This window comes from Aureimonas sp. CAS, assembly GCF_059838215.1.
The window spans coordinates 3,104,576-3,122,775 of the sequence record NZ_CM187563.1 but is presented as its reverse complement, the minus strand read 5'-3'; the positions used below and the strand labels follow the sequence as shown (position 1 = coordinate 3,122,775).

Genomic DNA, 18,200 nt, shown 5'->3' with positions numbered 1-18,200 from the left:
TCGGACCTCAATTGTTGCGGTGGCTGGCGAGAAGTCCGCGCGCGATCACCTGCGCCTGGATCTCGGCCGCGCCTTCGAAAATCGACAGGATGCGAGCATCGCACAGGACGCGGCTGATGTCGTATTCGAGTGCGTAGCCGTTGCCGCCGTGGATCTGCAGCGCGGTGTCGGCGTTCGACCATGCGACGCGCGCGGCCAGGAGCTTGGCCATGCCGGCCTCGACGTCGCAGCGCCGGCCGCTGTCCTTCTCGCGGGCCGCGAAATAGGTCAGCTCGCGCGCCATCACCGTCTCGACCGCCATCATCGCCAGCTTGTCGGAGACGCGCGGGAAGCGGACGATCGCCTCGCCGAACTGCCGGCGCTCCAGCGCATAGGCGAGCCCCAGCTCGAAGGCGTTCCAGGCAACGCCCACGGCGCGCGCGGCGGTCTGGACGCGCGCGGCCTCGAAGGTCTGCATCAGCTGCTTGAAGCCCTCGCCCTCGACGCCGCCGAGGAGCCCGTCCGCCTCGATCGCGAAGCCGTCGAAGGAGAGCTCGTATTCGCGCATCCCGCGATAGCCGAGCACCTCGATCTCGCCGCCGGACAGACCGTCGGCCGGAAACGGGTCCTCTTCGAGGCCCCGAGGCTTCGGCGCGATGAACATGGAGAGGCCGGCATGCCCTGGCTCGTTCGGGTTCGTGCGCGCCAGAAGCGTCATCACGTCGGAGCGCGAGGCATGGGTGATCCAGGTCTTGGCGCCGTCCACGCGCCAGCTTCCATCCGCCTGCCGGGTCGCGCGGGTGCGCAAGTGCGCCAGATCCGAGCCGGTGTCGGGCTCGGTGAAGACGGCGGTCGGCAGCACCTCGCCGGAGGCGATCCTCGGCAGCCAGCGGGCCTTCTGCTCCGGCGTTCCGGCCAGCGCGATCAGCTCGCAGGCGATCTCGGATCGGGTGCCGAGCGAGCCGGCCGCGACCCAGGCCCGGCTCAGCTCTTCCGTCACCACGCACATGGCGAGCTTGCCGAGGCCCATGCCGCCGAACTGCGGATCGACGCAGATGCCGAAGACGCCCATCTCGGCCATCTCGGCGACCGTCTCGATCGGGATCAGGGCGTTTTCCAGATGCAGGCGGTGTGCGTCCGGGGCGATGCGCTCGCGAGCGAACCGCCGGAACTGCTCCCGGATCATGTCGAGATCGTCGTCGCCGAGCGTGTGGGAGATCGCGCCGCCGCCGGCGAGGATCGAGGCGAGTTCGCGGCGATGCGCGGCCGTGTTGCCGTGTTCCAGAAGGAAGGCCACAGCCGGATCGGCGCCGAGTTCGGCAGCCGCGTCCACGAGCCCGAGCTCGCGAGGGCGCGCGATCTCGTTCTGGCTCATCGCGATGCCGTCGAGAAGCGAGGCGAGGAACTCGCCGAAGCCGATCAGGACGACGAGCTCGTCCGCCCGGGACAGACCGCCGGCACCGGACCGCGCTTCGGCCCAGGCCGCCAGCCGCGCGAGCGTCTCGGCATAGGTGGCGATCCAGGCGAGCCCGTGGACGGCGCGCTGCTCGTCGTTCACGGCCTCGGCGCCGATCCGCCCGTCCGGCCCGGCGACCTTTTGGCGCACGGTCCTCGCCGCGGCTTCCGCGAACCGCCGCGCGGCGTCGGCGGCGCGGCTCGCGTGCTCGGTGACCGGCACGGCGTCAGGGCTTGCGGCGTTCATGTCGTTCCTCCCGGGGCATTCGTCGCGCGGCCGCACGAGGCGGCCGGCATGCGCTCTTCGTGTCACGATGCGCGCAAGACAGGCAAGCGCCGGGAGGCAGAAGGTCCGGCACAGGGCCGCGACCGGACGATTTCCCGCGCGGGAGCGATCATGTAGCTTGGCGGGGTCCGGCGCGCTTCGCCCGGACCCCTTGACGCTCCTCTCCCGGATGCCGACCTGATGCTTGGATTTATCGTTCGAACGCTGGGCTGCCTCGTGCTCGCGGCCGCCACACTGTTCGCCATCGGCGACATCGCCCGTTCCCTGAGTGCCGAATCCCTCCGCCTGACGACGGTCGCCGAGGCGGCCGGGTATCTCTCGGAAGAGCAGTGGGTGCGGGCGGGCACGCCGCAGGTGGCGGCGGGCGGCGGAACCGAACAGATCTGGTCGGTCGTGTCACAATGGCCGGTCTCGCCGACGCTGGCGGCCATCGCGATCCTCGTCCTGCTTCTGGCGCGGCGACGCGAACACCGTCCCCATTCGCTGTGAAGGAGCCTTCGCCATGAACATTCTGGATCGCATCTTCGGCAAGTCCGAGATGGTGTCCGCCGAACACGCTCTGCCCGGCCGCGACACGCCGCTGCCGACGGCCTCGGAGCATTTCGTCAACGGCGCGCCGCTGAAAGGCCCTTTCCCGGACGGCGCGCAGACGGCGATCTTCGGCGCCGGCTGCTTCTGGGGCGTGGAGCGCAAGTTCTGGCAGCGCGACGGCGTTCTCTCTACCGCGGTCGGCTATGCCGCCGGCCACACGCCGAACCCGACCTACGAGGAGGTCTGCTCGGGCCGCACTGGCCACAACGAGGTGGTCCTCGTGGTGTTCGACCCCGCGCGCGTCACCTACGAGGAGCTTCTGAAGCTCTTCTTCGAGGCCCACGACCCGACGCAGGGGATGCGCCAGGGCAACGATGTCGGCACCCAGTACCGCTCGGGCATCTACGTGAATTCCGAAAGCCAGCGGCAGGCCGCCGAGGCGGCGAAGGCCGTCTATCAGGAGGCGCTGGCCAAGGCCGGGCACCGCGGCACGATCACGACCGAGATCGTCGATGTGCCGGAATTCTACTACGCCGAGGACTACCACCAGCAGTACCTCGCCAAGAACCCGCGCGGCTATTGCGGCATTGGCGGCACGGGCGTGTCCTGCCCGATCGGGACCGGCGTCGCGGCGTAAGGCGTTCCGCGCGGGTCGTCTCGATCCAGTCCCCTTCTGGGCCGCGGCCCATCTCCCCTCAATGGGGGAGATCGCGGCTTGAACGCTCGAACTCCCCTCGAGGTCGGGTGCCCTCGTAGAAGCGAATGATATCCCCCTCCGAGGGGGAGAGGCCCGGCAGGGCAGAGGGGGGTGAGCTGCCGCCGCCTCCCGCCAAGCCCTGACACACACACACACACACACACACACACACACACACACCCTGGCGATCACTCCTCCGTTCTTGCGCGTCGCCCCTGTTGAATCTTGGTGCATCGGCCGGAAAGCCGTGCCAATTTCGGCACATGGACGCCGGGCGTCTCTTCGCGAGACCGACCGGTGCCGTCTTTCGCGCCAGCCGCGCTTCGATCAACAGGGAACGATCCGCTTCATGAAGATGATTCTCGCAGGCCTCGCGGCCGCCACGCTCCTCTCCGGCACCGCCGGCGCCTTCGCCGAGATCAATCCGGCGATCGTCTACGACCGCGGCGGGCGCACCGACCGCTCCTTCAACGAGGCGGCCTATGTCGGCGCGCAGCGCTATCAGGAGGAGACCGGCACCGCGTTCCGCGACTTCGAGATCCAGGACGACGCGCAGCGCGAGCAGGCGCTTCGCCGCTTCGCGCGCGACGGCCATTCGCCGATCATCGCCATCGGCTTCGGCCATCAGGCCGCGCTGGAGGCCGTGGCGCCGGAGTTCCCGGACATCGACTTCGCCATCGTCGATTCGGTCGTCGATCTGCCGAACGTGCGCTCGATCCTCTTCAAGGAGGAGGAGGGCTCCTACATCGTCGGCCTTCTGGCGGCGATGAAGTCGGAAAGCGGCACGGTCGGCTTCGTCGGCGGCATGGACGTTCCGCTGATCCGCAAGTTCGCCTGCGGCTACAAGGGCGGCGTTCTGGCCACGCGCGAGGACGCGACCGTCATCGAGAACATGACCGGCACCACGGGCTCGGCCTGGAACGACCCGGTGCGCGGCGGCGAGCTCGCCCGCTCGCAGATCGACCAGGGCGCGGACGTGATCTTCCACGCGGCCGGCGGCACGGGCATCGGCGTCCTGCAGACGGCGGCGGATGCCGGCATCTTCGGCATCGGCGTCGATTCCAACCAGAACGCGCTGCATCCGGGCCACATGCTGACCTCCATGGTCAAGCGCGTGGACAACGCGGTCGTCTCGGCCCTCACCGACGCGGCCAACGACCAGTGGACGGCGGGCGTCGTGACCTACGGCCTGTCGGACGACGGCGTCGCCTATGCGGTGGACGAGAACAACGAGGATCTCCTGACCCCGGAGATGATCGCCGCCGCCGAGGAGGCGAAGGCCGCCATCATCTCCGGCGAGATCGAGGTCCACGACTACATGTCGGACTCGACCTGCCCCTACTGAGGCTCATCCGAAGGGCGGCCGGACGGCCGCCCTTCTTCGCTTCCAGAGGACGGACTTCGGGTTCGAATGTACACCCCGCCCGCCTTTCGAGAGGACGATCCGCTCGTCCTCGCTGCGATGATCCGCGAAACGGGTCTGGCGACGCTCGTGACCGCGACCGCCGAGGGGCTGATGGCGACGCCCCTGCCGCTCTTCCTTGAGGCGAGCGAAGGCGAGCACGGCGTCCTTTACGGTCATCTGGCGAAAGCCAATCCGCAATGGCGCGCCGCGCCGACCGCGGAGGCGCTGGCGATCTTTGCCGGGCCGGACGCCTATGTCACCCCGTCCTGGTACGCCTCGAAGGCCGAGCACGGAAAGGTCGTGCCGACCTGGAACTACGCGGCCGTCCACGCCTATGGCACGCCGGAGTTTTTCGACGACGAGGCCCGGCTGCACGAGGTGGTCATGCGGCTGACCGATCTTCACGAAGCGCCGCGAGAAGGGCCTTGGGCGGTCGGCGACGCGCCCGCGCCCTTCGTGAAATCTCAGCTCAAGGGCATCGTCGGGCTGCGCCTGCCGATCTCGAGGCTGGAGGGCAAGCGCAAGCTCAGCCAGAACCGATCGTCCGTGGACCGCGAAGGCGTCGTGAACGGCCTGTCGGCGAGCGCTCGCGAGAGCGATCGCCGGGTGGGCGAGATGATGCCGGTCGATCCTCAGTAGTGCGGGGGCTTGGTGATCTCCGGACGAGGCGTCGCCACCTCCTCCAAGGAGAGGAACCGCTGCGCCAGCTCGCGCAGCGTCTTCTCCAGCCGGTCGACCGTCTCGCCCTGTCGGCGCACCTCCTCGGACAGGTCCTCGATCGTGCGGCTCTGATGGGCGGTGAGTTCCTGCAGCGCCAGGATGGCCGGATCGTTGCTCATAGGGCGATCTCCGAAAGGATCTGTCTCGCCTCTTCGTCGAGGGGCTTGGGCCGCCGCGTCGAAGGGTCGATGTGGACATGGACGAACAGGCCTTCGGCCGAGGTCTGGTCCTCCCCGTTGCGGAAGACCCCGATCTCGTAGGTCACCGACGAGGTGCCGAGCCTGGCGATCCGCAGACCCACCTCGATCCGGTCCGGGAAGCGGACCTCGGCGAGATAGCGGCAGCCGGTCTCGGCGACGAAGAACAGCCGGCTCCCGTCCGCCGGAAGCCTCGATCCGAACAGCCAGCTCGTGACGGCAGTGTCGAAGTAGGAATAGTAGGCGGCGTTGTTCAAGTGGCCGAACATGTCGTTGTCCGACCAGCGCGAGGTGATGGGCACGAAGGCCTTGTAGTCGGAGCGGCGCTGCCGCCTCGGCTTCGTTTCGGACATTGGGTCTCCTGACGCGACGTTTACGTGTCCGTCAGTTGACAGGACGGGCGTGCGCGCGCAACGGCTTTGGGCAAGGCGGCGCGGCAACTCGCGTCTGGCTCTTTCGCCTGCATGCCTCTACTTTCCCTCGAACGTCCAAAGGTCCGGCAGGAGCGCATGGCGGCAGCGATCGAGCTCATCGGCATCGACAAGAGCTTCGGCGCGGTCCGCGCCAACCGAGACATCCACCTGACGGTGGAGAAGGGAACGATCCACGGCATCGTGGGCGAGAACGGCGCCGGCAAGTCGACGCTGATGTCGATCCTCTACGGCTTCTACCAGGCCGACCGGGGCGAGATCCGGGTCGGCGGCAAGGCCGTCTCCATCGCCGATCCGAACGCGGCCATCGCGGCCGGCATCGGCATGGTCCACCAGCACTTCATGCTGGTCGAGAACTTCACGGTCGTGGAGAACGTCATGCTGGGCGCCGAGCAGTCTGCCTTCCTGCGCCCCGGCATCGCGCGGGTGCGCGCGCAGCTGCGCGATCTCGCCGCCGAGCACGGCCTTTCCATCGACCCGGACGCCGTCGTCGGCGAGCTGCCGGTCGGGCTCCAGCAGCGGGTGGAGATCATCAAGGCGCTCTATCGCGGCGCCGAGATCCTGATCCTCGACGAGCCGACGGGCGTCCTCACCCCGGCGGAGGCCGACCAGCTCTTCGGCGTGCTGACGGCGCTGCGCGACGAGGGCAAGACGATCATCCTGATCACCCACAAGCTGCGCGAGATCATGGCCGTGACGGACGCGGTCTCCGTCATGCGGCGGGGCGAGATTGTCGCCACGCGCAAGACCTCGGAGACGAGCGTCGGCGAGCTGGCCGAGCTGATGGTCGGCCGCCGCGTCCTTTTGCGCGTGGAAAAGGGCGAGGCGCGGCCCGGCGCGGTCAAGCTCGACGTGCGCAACCTGTCCGTCGAGGACGGGCGCGGCGTGACGATGACCAAGGACGTCTCGTTTAAGGTGCGCGCGGGCGAGATCGTCGGCATCGCGGGCGTCGCCGGCAACGGACAGTCGGAGCTTCTGGAGGCGCTGTCGGGCATCCGGCGCGCCAAGTCGGGCGCGGTCGAGCTGAACGGGCGCCCGCTGGACCCCGCCGCCGAGCGCGATCCTTCCATGCTGCGCGCCATGGGCCTCGCCCACGTTCCCGAGGACCGGCACCATATGGGCCTCGTCCTCGCCTTCACCGAGGCCGAGAACGCGATCCTCGGCTATCACAACGAGCCGCGCTTCTCGCGCGGGCCGCTCCTCGACATGGGCGCGATGCGCCGCGAGGCGGAGGAGAAGATCGCCACCTACGACATCCGCCCGCCCTCGCCGGACCTGAAGACCGCCAACTTCTCGGGCGGCAACCAGCAGAAGATCGTGCTGGCGCGCGAGATGGAGCGCGATCCGGACGTGCTCCTGATCGGGCAGCCGACGCGCGGCGTGGACGTCGGCGCCATCGAGTTCATCCACCGCCGCATCGTGGAGATGCGCGACGCCGGCAAGGCGATCCTTTTGGTCTCGGTCGAGCTCGACGAGATCCGCGCACTCTCCGACCGCATCCTCGTGATGTTCGACGGCCGGATCGTGGGCGAGCGCGGCCCCGATGCCGACGAGGGCGAACTCGGCCTCCTCATGGCCGGCGCCGAGGGAAGGGACGCGGCGTGAGCGCTTCGAACACGACAGGACGAAAGACCGCAGAATGAGCCGTCCCTATGCCAAGCTGCCCGGCTGGATCGACCACGGCGTCATTCCGCTGGTCAACGTCGTGGTCGCCTTCCTCGTCGCCGGACTGGTGGTGCTGGCCGTCGGCGAGAGCCCGATCGAGGCGGCGCGGCTGATGCTGCGCGGCGCCTTCGGCTACGGCGAGGGCCTCGGCTTCACGCTCTACTACACGACGAGCTTCATCTTCACCGGGCTTGCGGTCGCCGTCGCCTTCCATGGCGGGCTCTTCAACATCGGCGGCGAGGGGCAGGCCTATCTCGGCGGGCTCGGCGTCGCGCTGGTGGCGCTGAACCTCGACGGCACCTTCCCCTGGTGGATCAACCTGCCCCTCGCGGTCCTCGCCTCCGCCGCCTTCGGCGCCGCATGGGCCTTCATCCCGGCGATCCTCCAGGCCAAGCGGGGCAGCCACGTCGTCATCACGACGATCATGTTCAACTTCATCGCCACGGCGCTGATGGTGTATCTCATCGTCAACGTGCTGCGCCCGGCGCAGACCATGCAGCCCGAGACGCGCCGCTTTCTGGAAGGCGGCCAGCTGCCCAAGCTCGGGCCGCTCTTCGACTGGTTCGGCGCCTCCATGGGCGGGGCCCCGCTGAACGTTTCCTTCTTCGTCGCGCTCGTCGCCGCCTTTTTGGTCTGGGTGCTGATCTGGCGCACCCGGCTCGGCTACGAGATCCGCACGCTAGGATTCTCCCCGTCGGCCGCGCGCTATGCCGGCATGCGGCAGGTGAAGCTGATCGTCATCATCATGCTCATCTCCGGCGGTCTCGCCGGCATGATGGCGCTGAACCCGGTGATGGGCGACCAGTACCGGCTGCAGATCGACTTTCCGGCCGGCGCCGGCTTCGTCGGCATCGCGGTCGCGCTGATGGGGCGGGGCCATCCGGCCGGCATCGTTCCCGCTGCGCTGCTCTTCGGCGTCCTCTACCAGGGCGGGGCAGAGCTCGCCTTCGACATGCCGCAGATATCCAGAGACATGATCGTCATCATCCAGGGCCTCGTGATCCTCTTTGCCGGCGCGCTGGAGAACATGTTCCGGCCCGGCATCGGCGCGGCCTTCCAGGCGGTGCGATTCCGCAATCCGCAGGCGGGCGGCGTGGAGACCAAGAGCTGATGGACGCGGTCTTCCTCAACCTCCTCGATTCGACGATCCGCCTTTCGGTGCCGCTGCTTCTGGCCGCGCTCGCCGGTCTCTATTCGGAGCGGGCCGGCGTCTTCGACATCTCGCTCGAAGGCAAGATGCTGATCGCGGCCTTCGCCAGCGCCACGGCCGCCGCCGTCACCGGCTCGGCGCTCTACGGGCTTTTGGCGGGCCTGTGCGCGGCCGTCCTCTTCGCGCTCGTCCACGGGCTCGCCTCGATCACCTATCGCGGCAACCAGATCGTGTCCGGCGTCGCCATCAACTTCATCGCCGCCGGGCTGACCATCATCCTCGGCGGCGCCTGGTTCGGGCAGGGCGGGCGCACCCCGCCGCTGACGGCAAGCCAGCGCTTTCCCGAAATCACGCTGCCCTTCGCAAATCAGGTCGCTTCCGTGCCGGTGCTCGGGCCGCTCTATTCGAACGTGATTTCCGGGCAGAGCCTTCTCGTCTATCTCGCCTTCGCCATGGTGCCGATCTCCTGGTGGGTCTTGTTCCGCACCCGTTTCGGCCTGCGCCTTCGCGCGGTCGGCGAGAACCCGGCGGCGGTCGACACCGCCGGCATCTCGGTGACCTTCCTGCGCTACCGCGCGGTCGTCGTCTGCGGGCTCCTGACCGGGGCGGCGGGCACCTATATCGCGCTCGTCCAGGCGGCGGGCTTCAACCGCGACATGACGGCCGGACGCGGCTTCATCGCGCTCGCGGCCCTGATCTTCGCCAAGTGGAAGCCGGTGCCGGTGATGTTCGCCTGCCTGCTCTTCGGCTTCCTCGACGCCTTCGCGATCCGGGCGCAGAACATGACCTTCCCGCTGATCGGGCAGGTGCCGCCGCAGGCGATCCAGGCGCTGCCCTACATCCTGACGGTCGTTCTTCTCGCCGGCTTCATCGGCCGGGCCGTTCCCCCGAAGGCCGGCGGTGTGCCATACGTGAAGGAACGTTAGCCGCCTTCGGGGACTTCACTTCGGTATCATGTCCGACGACCTCTTCCACCTCGCCCGGCGCGCGATGGCCAAATGCCACGCGCCCTATTCGAACTTTCCCGTGGGTGCCTCGATCCGCACGGCCGACGGCCGGCTCTATTCGGGGTGCAACATCGAGGTGGTGAGCTTTCCCGAAGGCTGGTGCGCGGAGACGACCGCGATCGGCCACATGGTGATGGACGGCGGCGGCAAGATCGCCGAAGTTGCCGTCGTCGCCTCCAAGCTCCGCGCCTGCTCGCCCTGCGGCGGCTGCCGCCAGCGCCTCGCCGAGTTCGGCTCTGCCGAAACGCTGGTCCATCTGTGCGACGCGCAGGAGGGCGTGGTCGAGACCGTCACGCTCGGCGCGCTTCTGCCCCACGCCTTTCCGAAGGATGCCGTCTCGTGAACGCCGCCGCCTCCCACATCGCCGGGCGCATCGAAGGCATGCAGCCCAAGGTCGCCCTCGTTCTCGGATCGGGGCTCGGCTCGCTCGTCTCCGAGGTCGGGGACGCGATCCGCATTCCCTACGGCGACATCCCGGATTTTCCGCAGAGCGCCGTCACCGGACATGCCGGGGAGCTCGTCGCCGGACGGCTCGCCGGAGTCGAGGTGCTGATCCTCTCGGGACGCATCCACTATTACGAGGCGGGCGACCCGGCGGCGATGCGTCCGGCGCTGGAGACGCTGAGGGCGCTCGGCATCGAGACGCTGGTGCTCACCAATGCGGCCGGGTCGGTCAATCCCGGCATTGCGCCCGCCGAAGTGATGCTGATCGAGGACCACATCAACTTCTCGGGCCTCAATCCGCTGATCGGCGAGCGGTCCGAAGCCCGCTTCACCGGCATGACGACGGCCTACGACAGGGATCTGCGCAAGGCGATGATCGACGCGGCGCAGCGGATCGGCGTCGCGCTGCACGAGGGCGTCTACGTCTGGTTCTCCGGCCCCTCCTTCGAGACGCCGGCCGAGATCCGCATGGCGCGCCGGCTCGGGGCGGACGCGGTCGGCATGTCCACCGTCCCGGAGACGATCCTGGCGCGCTTCCTCGGCCTTCGGGTCGTGGCCGCCTCCGTCATCACCAATTTCGGGGCCGGGATGACCGGCGACGAACTCTCCCACGACGAGACCAAGGACGTGGCGCCGAGGGGCGGGGCGAAGCTCGCCCAGATCCTCAAGGCCGCCCTGCCGGAGTTCTAAGAACGCATGAGCGAGACCGAATTCGCCAGCCGGGCGCGCGAGCTGATCGCCTGCCTCGACCTGACCAATCTCGACGACGGCTGTACCTCGAGCGACGTCGACGCCCTGATCGAACGGGCCGAGACGCCGGAAGGGCCGGTCGCGGCGATCTGCATCTGGCCGCGTTTCGTCGCCCATGCGCGGCCGCGTCTGCCGCAGGGCATGAAGCTTGCGACCGTCGTCAACTTCCCGGACGGTGGCGAGGACATCGAGGCGGTTCGGGACGAGGTCAGGCGCGCGATCGACGACGGGGCCGACGAGATCGACTATGTCGTCGCCTGGCGCCGCGTGGAGAACGATCCGGGCTACACGGCCGATCACGTCGCCAGGGTTCGCGAGGCGGCGGGCGATACGACGCTCAAGACGATCCTGGAGACGGGCGACCTCAGGGACCCGGCGCTGATCGAGATGGCGGCGGTCGCCGCCCTTCGCGGCGGCGCCGACTTTCTCAAGACCTCCACCGGCAAGACCGGCACCGGCGCCTCGCTTCCGGCCGTGCGCATCCTCCTGCGCTCGATCCTGCAGCACGACGGGCGCGCGGTGGGCCTGAAGCCGTCCGGCGGCATCAGGAGCTTCGAGGACGCGCTCGCCTACAGGGCGCTCGCCGACGAGGTGATGGGGGAGGGCTGGGCGAAACCCTCCATCTTCCGGCTCGGCGCCTCCGGCGTCCTGACGGATCTGATCGCGGTTGCGAAGGGCGAACGGCGCCCCGATGTGAAGGACGCTTACTGATGCCGATGCTGCCGCAGGAATTCGTGCGCCTCAAGCGCGACGGAAAGCCGCTCGATCCGGTCGAGATCAAGGCCTTCATCGACGGCTTCGAGGGCGAGCGCGTCACCGAGGGACAGATCGCAGCCCTTGCCATGGCGGTCTTCTTCAACGGCTTGTCGCGCGAGGAGACCGTCGCGCTGACGCTCGCCATGCGCGATTCCGGCGACGTCCTTGACTGGTCGGGCATCGACCGCCCGATCGTGGACAAGCACTCGACCGGCGGCGTCGGCGACAACGTCTCGCTGATGCTCGCGCCCATCGTCGCCGCCTGCGGCGCGGGCGTTCCGATGATCTCCGGGCGCGGCCTCGGCCACACCGGCGGCACGCTCGACAAGATGGAATCGATCCCGGGCTATTCGGTCTCGCCGGACAATGCCCTGTTCCGGAAGGTCACCGACGAGATCGGCTGCGCGATCATCGGCCAGACCGGCCGCTTGGCCCCCGCCGACAAGCGGTTCTACGGCATCCGCGACGTGACGGCGACGGTGGAGTCGGTCCCGCTCATCACCGCCTCGATCCTCTCGAAAAAGCTCGCCGCCGGCCTGCAGGGCCTCGTCCTCGACGTCAAATCCGGCTCGGGTGCCTTCATGGAGACGGAGGCGGGCGCGCGCGAACTGGCGCAGAGCCTCGTCGAGGTCGCGAACGGCGCCGGACTGAAGACGACCGCGCTTCTGACGGGGATGGACGAGCCGCTCGCCTCCGACGCGGGCAACGCCGTGGAGGTGCGCAACGCGGTCCGCTTCCTCACGGGCGAGCACCGGGACGTGCGCCTGCAGGCGGTGACGCTGGCGCTGGCCGGCGAGATGGTGGAACTGGCGGGCCTTGCGGAGACGCGCGAGGAGGGCCTCGCCAAGGCCACCGCCGCGCTCGCCGACGGACGGGCGGCCGACATCTTCGGCCGTATGGTCCATGCGCTCGGCGGCCCGTCCGACTTCATCGAACGGATGGATCACCATCTTCCGAAGACCGATCTCGTCCGGCCCGTCCATGCGGCGCAAAGCGGTCCGGTGGCGGCGGTCGATACGCGGGGCCTCGGCCTTGCCGTCGTCGCGCTCGGCGGCGGCAGCACCCGGCCGCAGGATGGCGTGGACCACGCGGTCGGCCTGACGGGTCTGGCTGCGATCGGCGAGGCGGTCTCGGCCGACCGCCCGCTCTGCTTCGTCCACGCCCGCAGCGAGGCGGACTTCGCGGAGGCCGAACGGATGGTGCGGCAGGCCTACCGCATCGGCGACGCGGCGGTGGCCGAGAGTCCGGCGGTCATCGACCGGTTCGGGGCGTAGTCGGCGCTTCGGCGCCCTTCGACGCCCTCATCCCCTTGCCGGGACCTTCTCCCCTCAGGGAGAAGGAGGCAGCTTCGATGCCGAACCTACGTTTGAACGGAAAGGCGCCCCTTCCTCTCCCCTTGGGGAGAGGGTGGCGCCAAGCGCCGGGTGAGGGCCTGGAGGACTCGGAGATGCCGAGCCAGGGCTCCGGATTCTATTTCGTGCCGTACATCCGATCGCCGGCGTCGCCGAGGCCGGGGATGATGTAGCCCTTCTCGTTCAGCTTCTCGTCGATCGAGGCGGTGAACACCTGCACGTCCGGATGGGCCGCGCGGAACCGCTCAATGCCCTCGGGTGCGGCCAGAAGGCACAGGAAGCGGATGTTCCTCGCGCCGCGCTCCTTCAGCTTGTCCATGGCCGCGATGGCCGAGTTGGCGGTTGCCAGCATCGGATCGACGGCGATGACGAGGCGGTTGGCGAGGTCTTCCGGCGCCTTGAAGTAGTACTCGACCGCCTCCAGCGTGTCGTGGTCGCGATAGAGCCCGATATGGGCGACGCGCGCGGCCGGAACGAGGTCGAGCATGCCTTCCAGAAGCCCGTTGCCGGCCCGAAGGATGGAGGCGAAGACGAGCTTCTTGCCCTCCAGGATCGGCGCGTCCATCTCCATGATCGGCGTCTCGATCCGCATGGTGGTGAGGTCGAGCTCGCGCGTCACCTCGTAGCAGAGCAGCGTCGAGATCTCGCGCAGGAGCCGCCGGAAGCTCGCCGTGGAGGTTTCCTTCTTCCGCATGAGCGTCAGCTTGTGCTGGACGAGCGGATGGTCGACGACGGTGACACCGTTCATGCGGGAGTGCTCCTTCGGGGGATCGAGGGGCGTTCTATCCAATGGACTTCGGGGCGCCAAGCCGGATGGCGTCCATCGCGAGGCGCTCCAGGAGCGAACCGCGCGTCTCCTCGTCGACGAAGGCCGCCTCGATGGCGTTGCGCGTCAGCGCTAGCCGCTCCGGCGCGGTGAAGCCCGCGTCCTTGGCGAAGGCATATTCCTCGGCGAGCGAGGTGCCGAAGAAGGGCGGATCGTCGGAGGAGACGGTCACGCGCACGCCCGCCTCGTGAAGCGCGCGCAGCGGATGGGCTTCGGGTGAGGGAAAGACGCCCAGCGCCAGATTGGAGCCGGGGCAGACCTCCAGCGTGACGCCCTCGGCCACGAGCCGCGCGGCCAGCGCCTCGTCCTCGATCGCGCGCACGCCGTGGCCGAGACGCGAGACGCGAAGGCTTTCGAGCGTTTCGGCGACGGCCTCGGGACCGGCGAATTCGCCCGCATGGGCGGTGAGGCGCAGCCCTGCGTCCCGCGCGATGTCGAAGGCGGTCGCGAAGTCGCGTGGGCGGTGCTTGCGCTCGTCGCCGGCAAGGCCGAAGCCGGTGACCAGAGGATGGGCCAGCCGGGCCGCGAGCCGCGCGGTCTCCTCCACCGCTTCGGGGCCGAGATGGCGAACGCCGACGAGGATCAGCCGGGAGACGATGCCGCTCTTGGCCTCCGCCTCGCGAACGCCCTCCGCGAGACCGGCGAGATAGGCGTCCGGCGACAGCCCGGCCGTGCGGGCGTGATCGGTCGAGACGAAGAATTCGGCGTAGATCGCGCCCTCGGCCGCGATCGAGGTAAGATACTCGAAGGCGAGGCGGCGATAGTCGTCCTCGTCGCGAAACAGCGCAGCGACCCGGTCGTAGGCGTCCAGAAAGCCGGTGAACCCGTCCCAGCGATAGCGCTCGCCCCTCGCCAGGTCGCCGAGATCGACGCCGTGCTTCTCCGCCATGTCCCGCGCGAGAGCCGGCGAGGCCGTGCCCTCGACATGGACGTGCAACTCGGCCTTCGGCTCCGCGCTCACAGGAAGCTCGTCCCGTGCCGGCCGGGCGCCAGACCCAGATGGGCCGCGGCGCTCTCGCCGATGTCGGCGAAGGTCGCGCGCTGGCCGATGTCGCGCGGAGCCACGCCCGGACCGAAGCCGAGCACCGGCACGCGCTCGCGCGTGTGGTCGTTGCCGCGATAGGTCGGGTCGCAGCCATGGTCGGCGGTGATGATGGCAAGGTCCCCGGGCCGAAGCGCCGTGTAAAGTTCGGGCAGGCGCGCGTCGAAGCGCTCCAGCGCATCGGCGTAGCCCGGAACGTCGCGCCGGTGGCCGAACTCGGAATCGAAATCGACGAAGTTCGCGAAAACGAGGTCGCCGTCCCGCGCCTCGGCCACCGCTTCGAGCAGCTTGTCGAACTGCGCCATGTTGCCGGCGCCCTTCAGCACCTTCGTCACGCCCTTGTGGGCGAAGATGTCTTCGATCTTGCCGACCGCGATGACACGCGCGCCGCTGGCTTCGACGCGGTCCAGCAGCGTCTCCTCCGGGGGAGGGGTGGCGTAGTCGCGCCGATTGGCGGTGCGCTTGAAGGTCCGGGCGCTCTCGCCGACGAAGGGCCGCGCGATCACGCGGCCGATATTGAGCGGATCGACATGGGTCCGCGTGATCTCGCAGAGCCGGTAGAGGCGATCGAGGCCGAAGGCGGTTTCGTGCGCTGCGATCTGGAAGACCGAATCGGCCGAGGTGTAGACGATGGGCTTGCCGGTCACGACATGCTCCGCGCCGAACTCCTCGATGATCTGCGTGCCGGAGCCGTGCCGGTTGCCGAGGACGCCCGGAAGCTCCGCTTCCTCCACGATCGCCTCGATCAGCCCGGGCGGAAAGGTCGGGATCGTCTCGGGAAAATAGGCCCAGTCGAAGGCGACCGGCAGGCCGGCGATCTCCCAATGGCCGGAGGGCGTGTCCTTGCCGTTGGAGGTCTCGGCGGCGGTGCCGAAGAGCCCTTCCGGGGCCGGACCGTCGAAGCCGGCGGCGCAAGACAGACCCAGCCTGTCGAGATGGGGAAGGCGCAGGGGACCGGAGCGCAGACCGTCCCGGTCGGCCTGCCCGCGCTCGGCGGCCCGGCGGATGTTGCCGTAGGTGTCGGAGCCTTCGTCGCCATAGGCGCGGGCATCGGGCGCCTTTCCGACGCCGAAGGAATCGAGGACGATCAGGATCGCGCGGGACATCGCCGCCCTTTCAGGCAAAGATGTCAGGATGCCACGGGGCCGCGCGTCCGGGCAATCCCGGCCGGGTCAGGGACAGACCTTAGTCGGCGCGCGCGCGCGCCTCGCGCGCGGCGAACTGTCCGATCGCGGCCTCGAACCCGCTCGGAGCGTCGCCGATCGTCACGGAGGGCTCGCAATTGGGCGAGCAGGAATAGGTGCTGCGCTGCGCCTGACGATAGACGCGCACCGACGACAGCTCGACATTGTTCACCGCCACCATCTCGTCGAGCACCGGCTCCCCCGCCGTATCGAGCACGACGATGTTGGTGACGCCGAAGGAGCGGCCGGTGAGGATCAGCGTCTTGGAATCGTGGATCGCGACATCGACGATGGCGGGGTTGCCGACGACGATCGTGGCGGCCGCGTCATTGATCTTGAGGATGCGGGCCTGGTCGATCGAGACCGTGATCGAGGGGCCGCTCTCCTGTGCCTCGACGCCCGAGGACAGGGCCAAGGCGGCGGCGAAGACGGCGAGAAGGACGGATCGGGACGACACGGACGGAACCTCGCGACTTTCGCTACGACCGTCAGGCTAACCGGCTACCGTTTACATCAAGTTTAACGAAGCGAGCGCACCGAAACTTTACCCTGCGAGAGATGGAGGTCGATTTACCAATCATAGACGCTGTCCTTTAGCCAAACGGAAGGGGGCTTTTCGTAGATTGGAGGCATCCGATCGACGGGACTTGTCGACGGGAGTGGATTTACAAACGGACTGTAAGGAGTTCCCAATGTCCAAGTTCTTCGCTCGCTTCCGGCGCGACGAGAAGGGCGCCACCGCGATCGAGTACGGCCTGATCGCCGCCCTGATGGCCGTCGTCGTGATCGGCGCCATCGCCCTTATCGGCGACGGCATCACGACCGCGTTCACGAACATCGGCACCCAGCTGTCGTCTGTTCCCAGCGCATAAGTTCAAGGACGATACGTTCGTGATCGTAGCGACCGTCCTGTTCGTGGCTCTCATGGCACTGGCCATGATGTCCGACATCACGTCGATGACGATCCCGAACCGTCTGAACATCGCTCTCGTCACGGTCTTCGCGCTGTCGGCCCTCTGGGCCGGCATGCCGGGGACCGCGGCGCCGTTTCACATCCTCTTCGCCCTCGCAATTCTTGCCGCGACCGCCGCGCTGTTCGCGCTCGGCTGGATGGGGGGCGGCGACTCCAAGCTGATCGCCGCGACCGCGCTCTGGTTCGGGCCGAGCGCGCTCTTCCTCGACTATCTGCTTCTCGCAACGCTTCTCGGCGGCGTGGTGACCCTGGTCGTCCTGTCGGCCCGGGCGCTCCTGCAGCCCGCGACGGGCCTTGCATTCCTCGATCGGCTTTTGTCCCGCTCCAACGGCGTGCCCTATGGCGTCGCCCTCGGCGGAGCCGCCATCGTCGTGGCCTTATCGGCCGACTGGTCCTCCGTCCTCTCCTGAGGCTTGCGACGATCCCAAGATATCTTCGGTCGAATGCAGGTGTAGAGTTTCGTTAACCATACATTGAGGGTTTGCCGCCGATAACGAACCGGAGGTCCTGTCGCTTGGGCAGGCCGGCAGGCGAGGGATCGGATGAAGCTGGCGCGTCTTGCGGTTTTCGGGATCGCGATCCTGGCGGCGGCCGGCGCCGGTCTCGTCGCGGTCAACATGACGGCGCGCGAGCCGTCCGAGCCGATCATCATCACGGCCCCCGCGGCCGAGCCGCAGGTTCCCCTCGTCGAAGTGCTGACGACGACCCGCGCGCTGCCCATGGGCCACACCGTCGAGGGCGCTCTCGCCTGGCGGACCTGGCCGAAGGAGGCGGTGGGCGAGGATCTGATCCTGCGCGAAACCCGCCCCGAGGCAATCAGCGAGATCGGGCGGTCCATCGCCCGGCAGAGCTTCTTCTCCGGCGAGCCGGTGCGCGAGACCAAGCTCGTGCGCGCGGACCGGGGTTTCATGTCCGCCATCCTTCCGAGCGGCAAGCGCGCCGTCGCCGTGCGTATCGCGGCCGAGACCTCGGCCGGCGGCTTCATCCTGCCGAACGACCATGTCGACGTCATCATGACACGCCTCGTCGATCAGAATCGCTACGAGACCGAAACGGTGCTGCGCAATCTGCGCGTCCTCGCCATCGACCAGACCATCGAGGAGCAGAACGGGACGAGCGTCGTCGTCGGTTCGACCGCGACGCTCGAGGTCGATCCGGCGCAGGCCGAGGCGCTGACCGTCGCCCAGGAGATGTCCCAGAGCCTCGTCCTCTCGCTGCGCTCGCTGAGCGATTCCGTGCCGGGGAGCGCGGGCTATGCCCGCTTCCTTCTCGAGCAGGAACTGCCCGAGCGAACGCGCGTGAAGCTCGTGCGCTACGGGCGGACCAGCGACGTCATGACGGGGAACTGAG

21 protein-coding genes are annotated in these 18,200 nt (G+C 68.5%); 14 read left to right on the top strand and 7 right to left on the bottom strand.

Annotation, left to right across the window (positions count from 1 at the left end; translation table 11 throughout):
• Positions 1–7: 7 nt before the first annotated feature.
• Complete coding sequence (locus AC6R2M_RS15045) at positions 8–1,681, bottom strand: acyl-CoA dehydrogenase family protein (protein WP_500483501.1); 1,674 nt, start codon at positions 1,679–1,681, stop codon at positions 8–10.
• Positions 1,682–1,900: 219 nt separating this feature from the next.
• On the opposite strand from AC6R2M_RS15045, the gene AC6R2M_RS15040 reads away from it, so the two are divergent.
• From AC6R2M_RS15040 to AC6R2M_RS15025, 4 genes are all read left to right on the top strand, one after another.
• Positions 1,901–2,209 carry a hypothetical protein gene (locus tag AC6R2M_RS15040; protein ID WP_500483499.1) on the top strand — a complete coding sequence of 103 codons (309 nt, stop codon included), beginning with the start codon at positions 1,901–1,903 and terminating at the stop codon, positions 2,207–2,209.
• Between the two features lie 13 nt (positions 2,210–2,222).
• On the top strand, positions 2,223–2,888 hold the full coding sequence (gene msrA / locus AC6R2M_RS15035) for a peptide-methionine (S)-S-oxide reductase MsrA (RefSeq protein ID WP_500483497.1): 666 nt from the start codon (positions 2,223–2,225) through the stop codon (positions 2,886–2,888).
• A gap of 409 nt (positions 2,889–3,297) precedes the next feature.
• Positions 3,298–4,293 carry a BMP family lipoprotein gene (locus tag AC6R2M_RS15030; protein ID WP_500483495.1) on the top strand — a complete coding sequence of 332 codons (996 nt, stop codon included), beginning with the start codon at positions 3,298–3,300 and terminating at the stop codon, positions 4,291–4,293.
• 66 nt (positions 4,294–4,359) lie between these two features.
• Positions 4,360–4,992 (top strand): FMN-binding negative transcriptional regulator, encoded by a 633-nt coding sequence (locus AC6R2M_RS15025; RefSeq protein ID WP_500483493.1) that lies wholly within the window; start codon positions 4,360–4,362, stop codon positions 4,990–4,992.
• Here AC6R2M_RS15025 and AC6R2M_RS15020 read toward each other — a convergent pair.
• Positions 4,986–5,192: a SlyX family protein gene (locus tag AC6R2M_RS15020; RefSeq protein ID WP_500483491.1), complete on the bottom strand. Its 207-nt coding sequence runs from the start codon at positions 5,190–5,192 to the stop codon at positions 4,986–4,988. The genes AC6R2M_RS15025 and AC6R2M_RS15020 overlap by 7 nt on opposite strands.
• Positions 5,189–5,623, bottom strand: coding sequence for an acyl-CoA thioesterase (locus AC6R2M_RS15015; RefSeq protein WP_500483489.1), 435 nt, complete (start codon positions 5,621–5,623; stop codon positions 5,189–5,191). The genes AC6R2M_RS15020 and AC6R2M_RS15015 overlap by 4 nt, the downstream gene beginning before the upstream one ends.
• A 156-nt stretch (positions 5,624–5,779) precedes the next feature.
• Between AC6R2M_RS15015 and AC6R2M_RS15010 the strand changes: the two genes are divergently transcribed.
• Genes AC6R2M_RS15010 through deoA form a run of 7 tightly spaced genes read left to right on the top strand, consistent with a single transcriptional unit; the run spans position 5,780 to position 12,747 of the window.
• The gene (locus AC6R2M_RS15010) at positions 5,780–7,306 is read left to right on the top strand and encodes an ABC transporter ATP-binding protein (RefSeq protein ID WP_500483487.1); all 1,527 of its coding nucleotides are present in this window, start codon (positions 5,780–5,782) and stop codon (positions 7,304–7,306) included.
• A gap of 34 nt (positions 7,307–7,340) precedes the next feature.
• Positions 7,341–8,477, top strand: a complete 1,137-nt coding sequence (locus tag AC6R2M_RS15005) for an ABC transporter permease (RefSeq protein WP_500483485.1) — start codon at positions 7,341–7,343, stop codon at positions 8,475–8,477.
• Positions 8,477–9,442 (top strand): ABC transporter permease, encoded by a 966-nt coding sequence (locus AC6R2M_RS15000; protein ID WP_500483483.1) that lies wholly within the window; start codon positions 8,477–8,479, stop codon positions 9,440–9,442. Before AC6R2M_RS15005 ends, AC6R2M_RS15000 begins: the two co-directional genes overlap by 1 nt.
• Before the next feature lie 28 nt (positions 9,443–9,470).
• The gene (locus tag AC6R2M_RS14995; protein ID WP_500483481.1) at positions 9,471–9,866 is read left to right on the top strand and encodes a cytidine deaminase; all 396 of its coding nucleotides are present in this window, start codon (positions 9,471–9,473) and stop codon (positions 9,864–9,866) included.
• Positions 9,867–9,904: 38 nt separating this feature from the next.
• A complete protein-coding gene (locus AC6R2M_RS14990) occupies positions 9,905–10,657 on the top strand; it encodes a purine-nucleoside phosphorylase (RefSeq protein WP_500487621.1) in 753 nt (250 codons plus the stop codon).
• Between the two features lie 6 nt (positions 10,658–10,663).
• Positions 10,664–11,428, top strand: coding sequence for a deoxyribose-phosphate aldolase (gene deoC / locus AC6R2M_RS14985; protein WP_500483479.1), 765 nt, complete (start codon positions 10,664–10,666; stop codon positions 11,426–11,428).
• A 5-nt stretch (positions 11,429–11,433) separates the two neighbouring features.
• Complete coding sequence (deoA, locus tag AC6R2M_RS14980; protein WP_500487620.1) at positions 11,434–12,747, top strand: thymidine phosphorylase; 1,314 nt, start codon at positions 11,434–11,436, stop codon at positions 12,745–12,747.
• Positions 12,748–12,943: 196 nt separating this feature from the next.
• Here the strand turns inward: deoA and upp are convergent, their stop codons facing one another.
• From upp to AC6R2M_RS14960, 4 genes are all read right to left on the bottom strand, one after another.
• A complete protein-coding gene (upp, locus tag AC6R2M_RS14975; protein WP_500483477.1) occupies positions 12,944–13,573 on the bottom strand; it encodes a uracil phosphoribosyltransferase in 630 nt (209 codons plus the stop codon).
• A gap of 34 nt (positions 13,574–13,607) precedes the next feature.
• Complete coding sequence (locus AC6R2M_RS14970; RefSeq protein ID WP_500483476.1) at positions 13,608–14,612, bottom strand: adenosine deaminase; 1,005 nt, start codon at positions 14,610–14,612, stop codon at positions 13,608–13,610.
• Positions 14,609–15,799, bottom strand: coding sequence for a phosphopentomutase (locus tag AC6R2M_RS14965; RefSeq protein ID WP_500483474.1), 1,191 nt, complete (start codon positions 15,797–15,799; stop codon positions 14,609–14,611). The genes AC6R2M_RS14970 and AC6R2M_RS14965 overlap by 4 nt, the downstream gene beginning before the upstream one ends.
• 79 nt (positions 15,800–15,878) lie before the next feature.
• Positions 15,879–16,334, bottom strand: a complete 456-nt coding sequence (locus tag AC6R2M_RS14960; protein WP_500483472.1) for a pilus assembly protein N-terminal domain-containing protein — start codon at positions 16,332–16,334, stop codon at positions 15,879–15,881.
• 235 nt (positions 16,335–16,569) lie between these two features.
• On the opposite strand from AC6R2M_RS14960, the gene AC6R2M_RS14955 reads away from it, so the two are divergent.
• The 3 genes from AC6R2M_RS14955 to cpaB all read left to right on the top strand — a co-directional run bounded on the left by AC6R2M_RS14955 (position 16,570) and on the right by cpaB (position 18,199).
• On the top strand, positions 16,570–16,749 hold the full coding sequence (locus AC6R2M_RS14955) for a Flp family type IVb pilin (protein ID WP_500483470.1): 180 nt from the start codon (positions 16,570–16,572) through the stop codon (positions 16,747–16,749).
• A 19-nt stretch (positions 16,750–16,768) separates the two neighbouring features.
• A complete protein-coding gene (locus AC6R2M_RS14950) occupies positions 16,769–17,260 on the top strand; it encodes an A24 family peptidase (protein ID WP_500483468.1) in 492 nt (163 codons plus the stop codon).
• A 132-nt stretch (positions 17,261–17,392) separates the two neighbouring features.
• Positions 17,393–18,199: a Flp pilus assembly protein CpaB gene (gene cpaB, locus AC6R2M_RS14945; protein WP_500483466.1), complete on the top strand. Its 807-nt coding sequence runs from the start codon at positions 17,393–17,395 to the stop codon at positions 18,197–18,199.
• The last annotated feature ends 1 nt before the right edge of the window (position 18,200 follow it).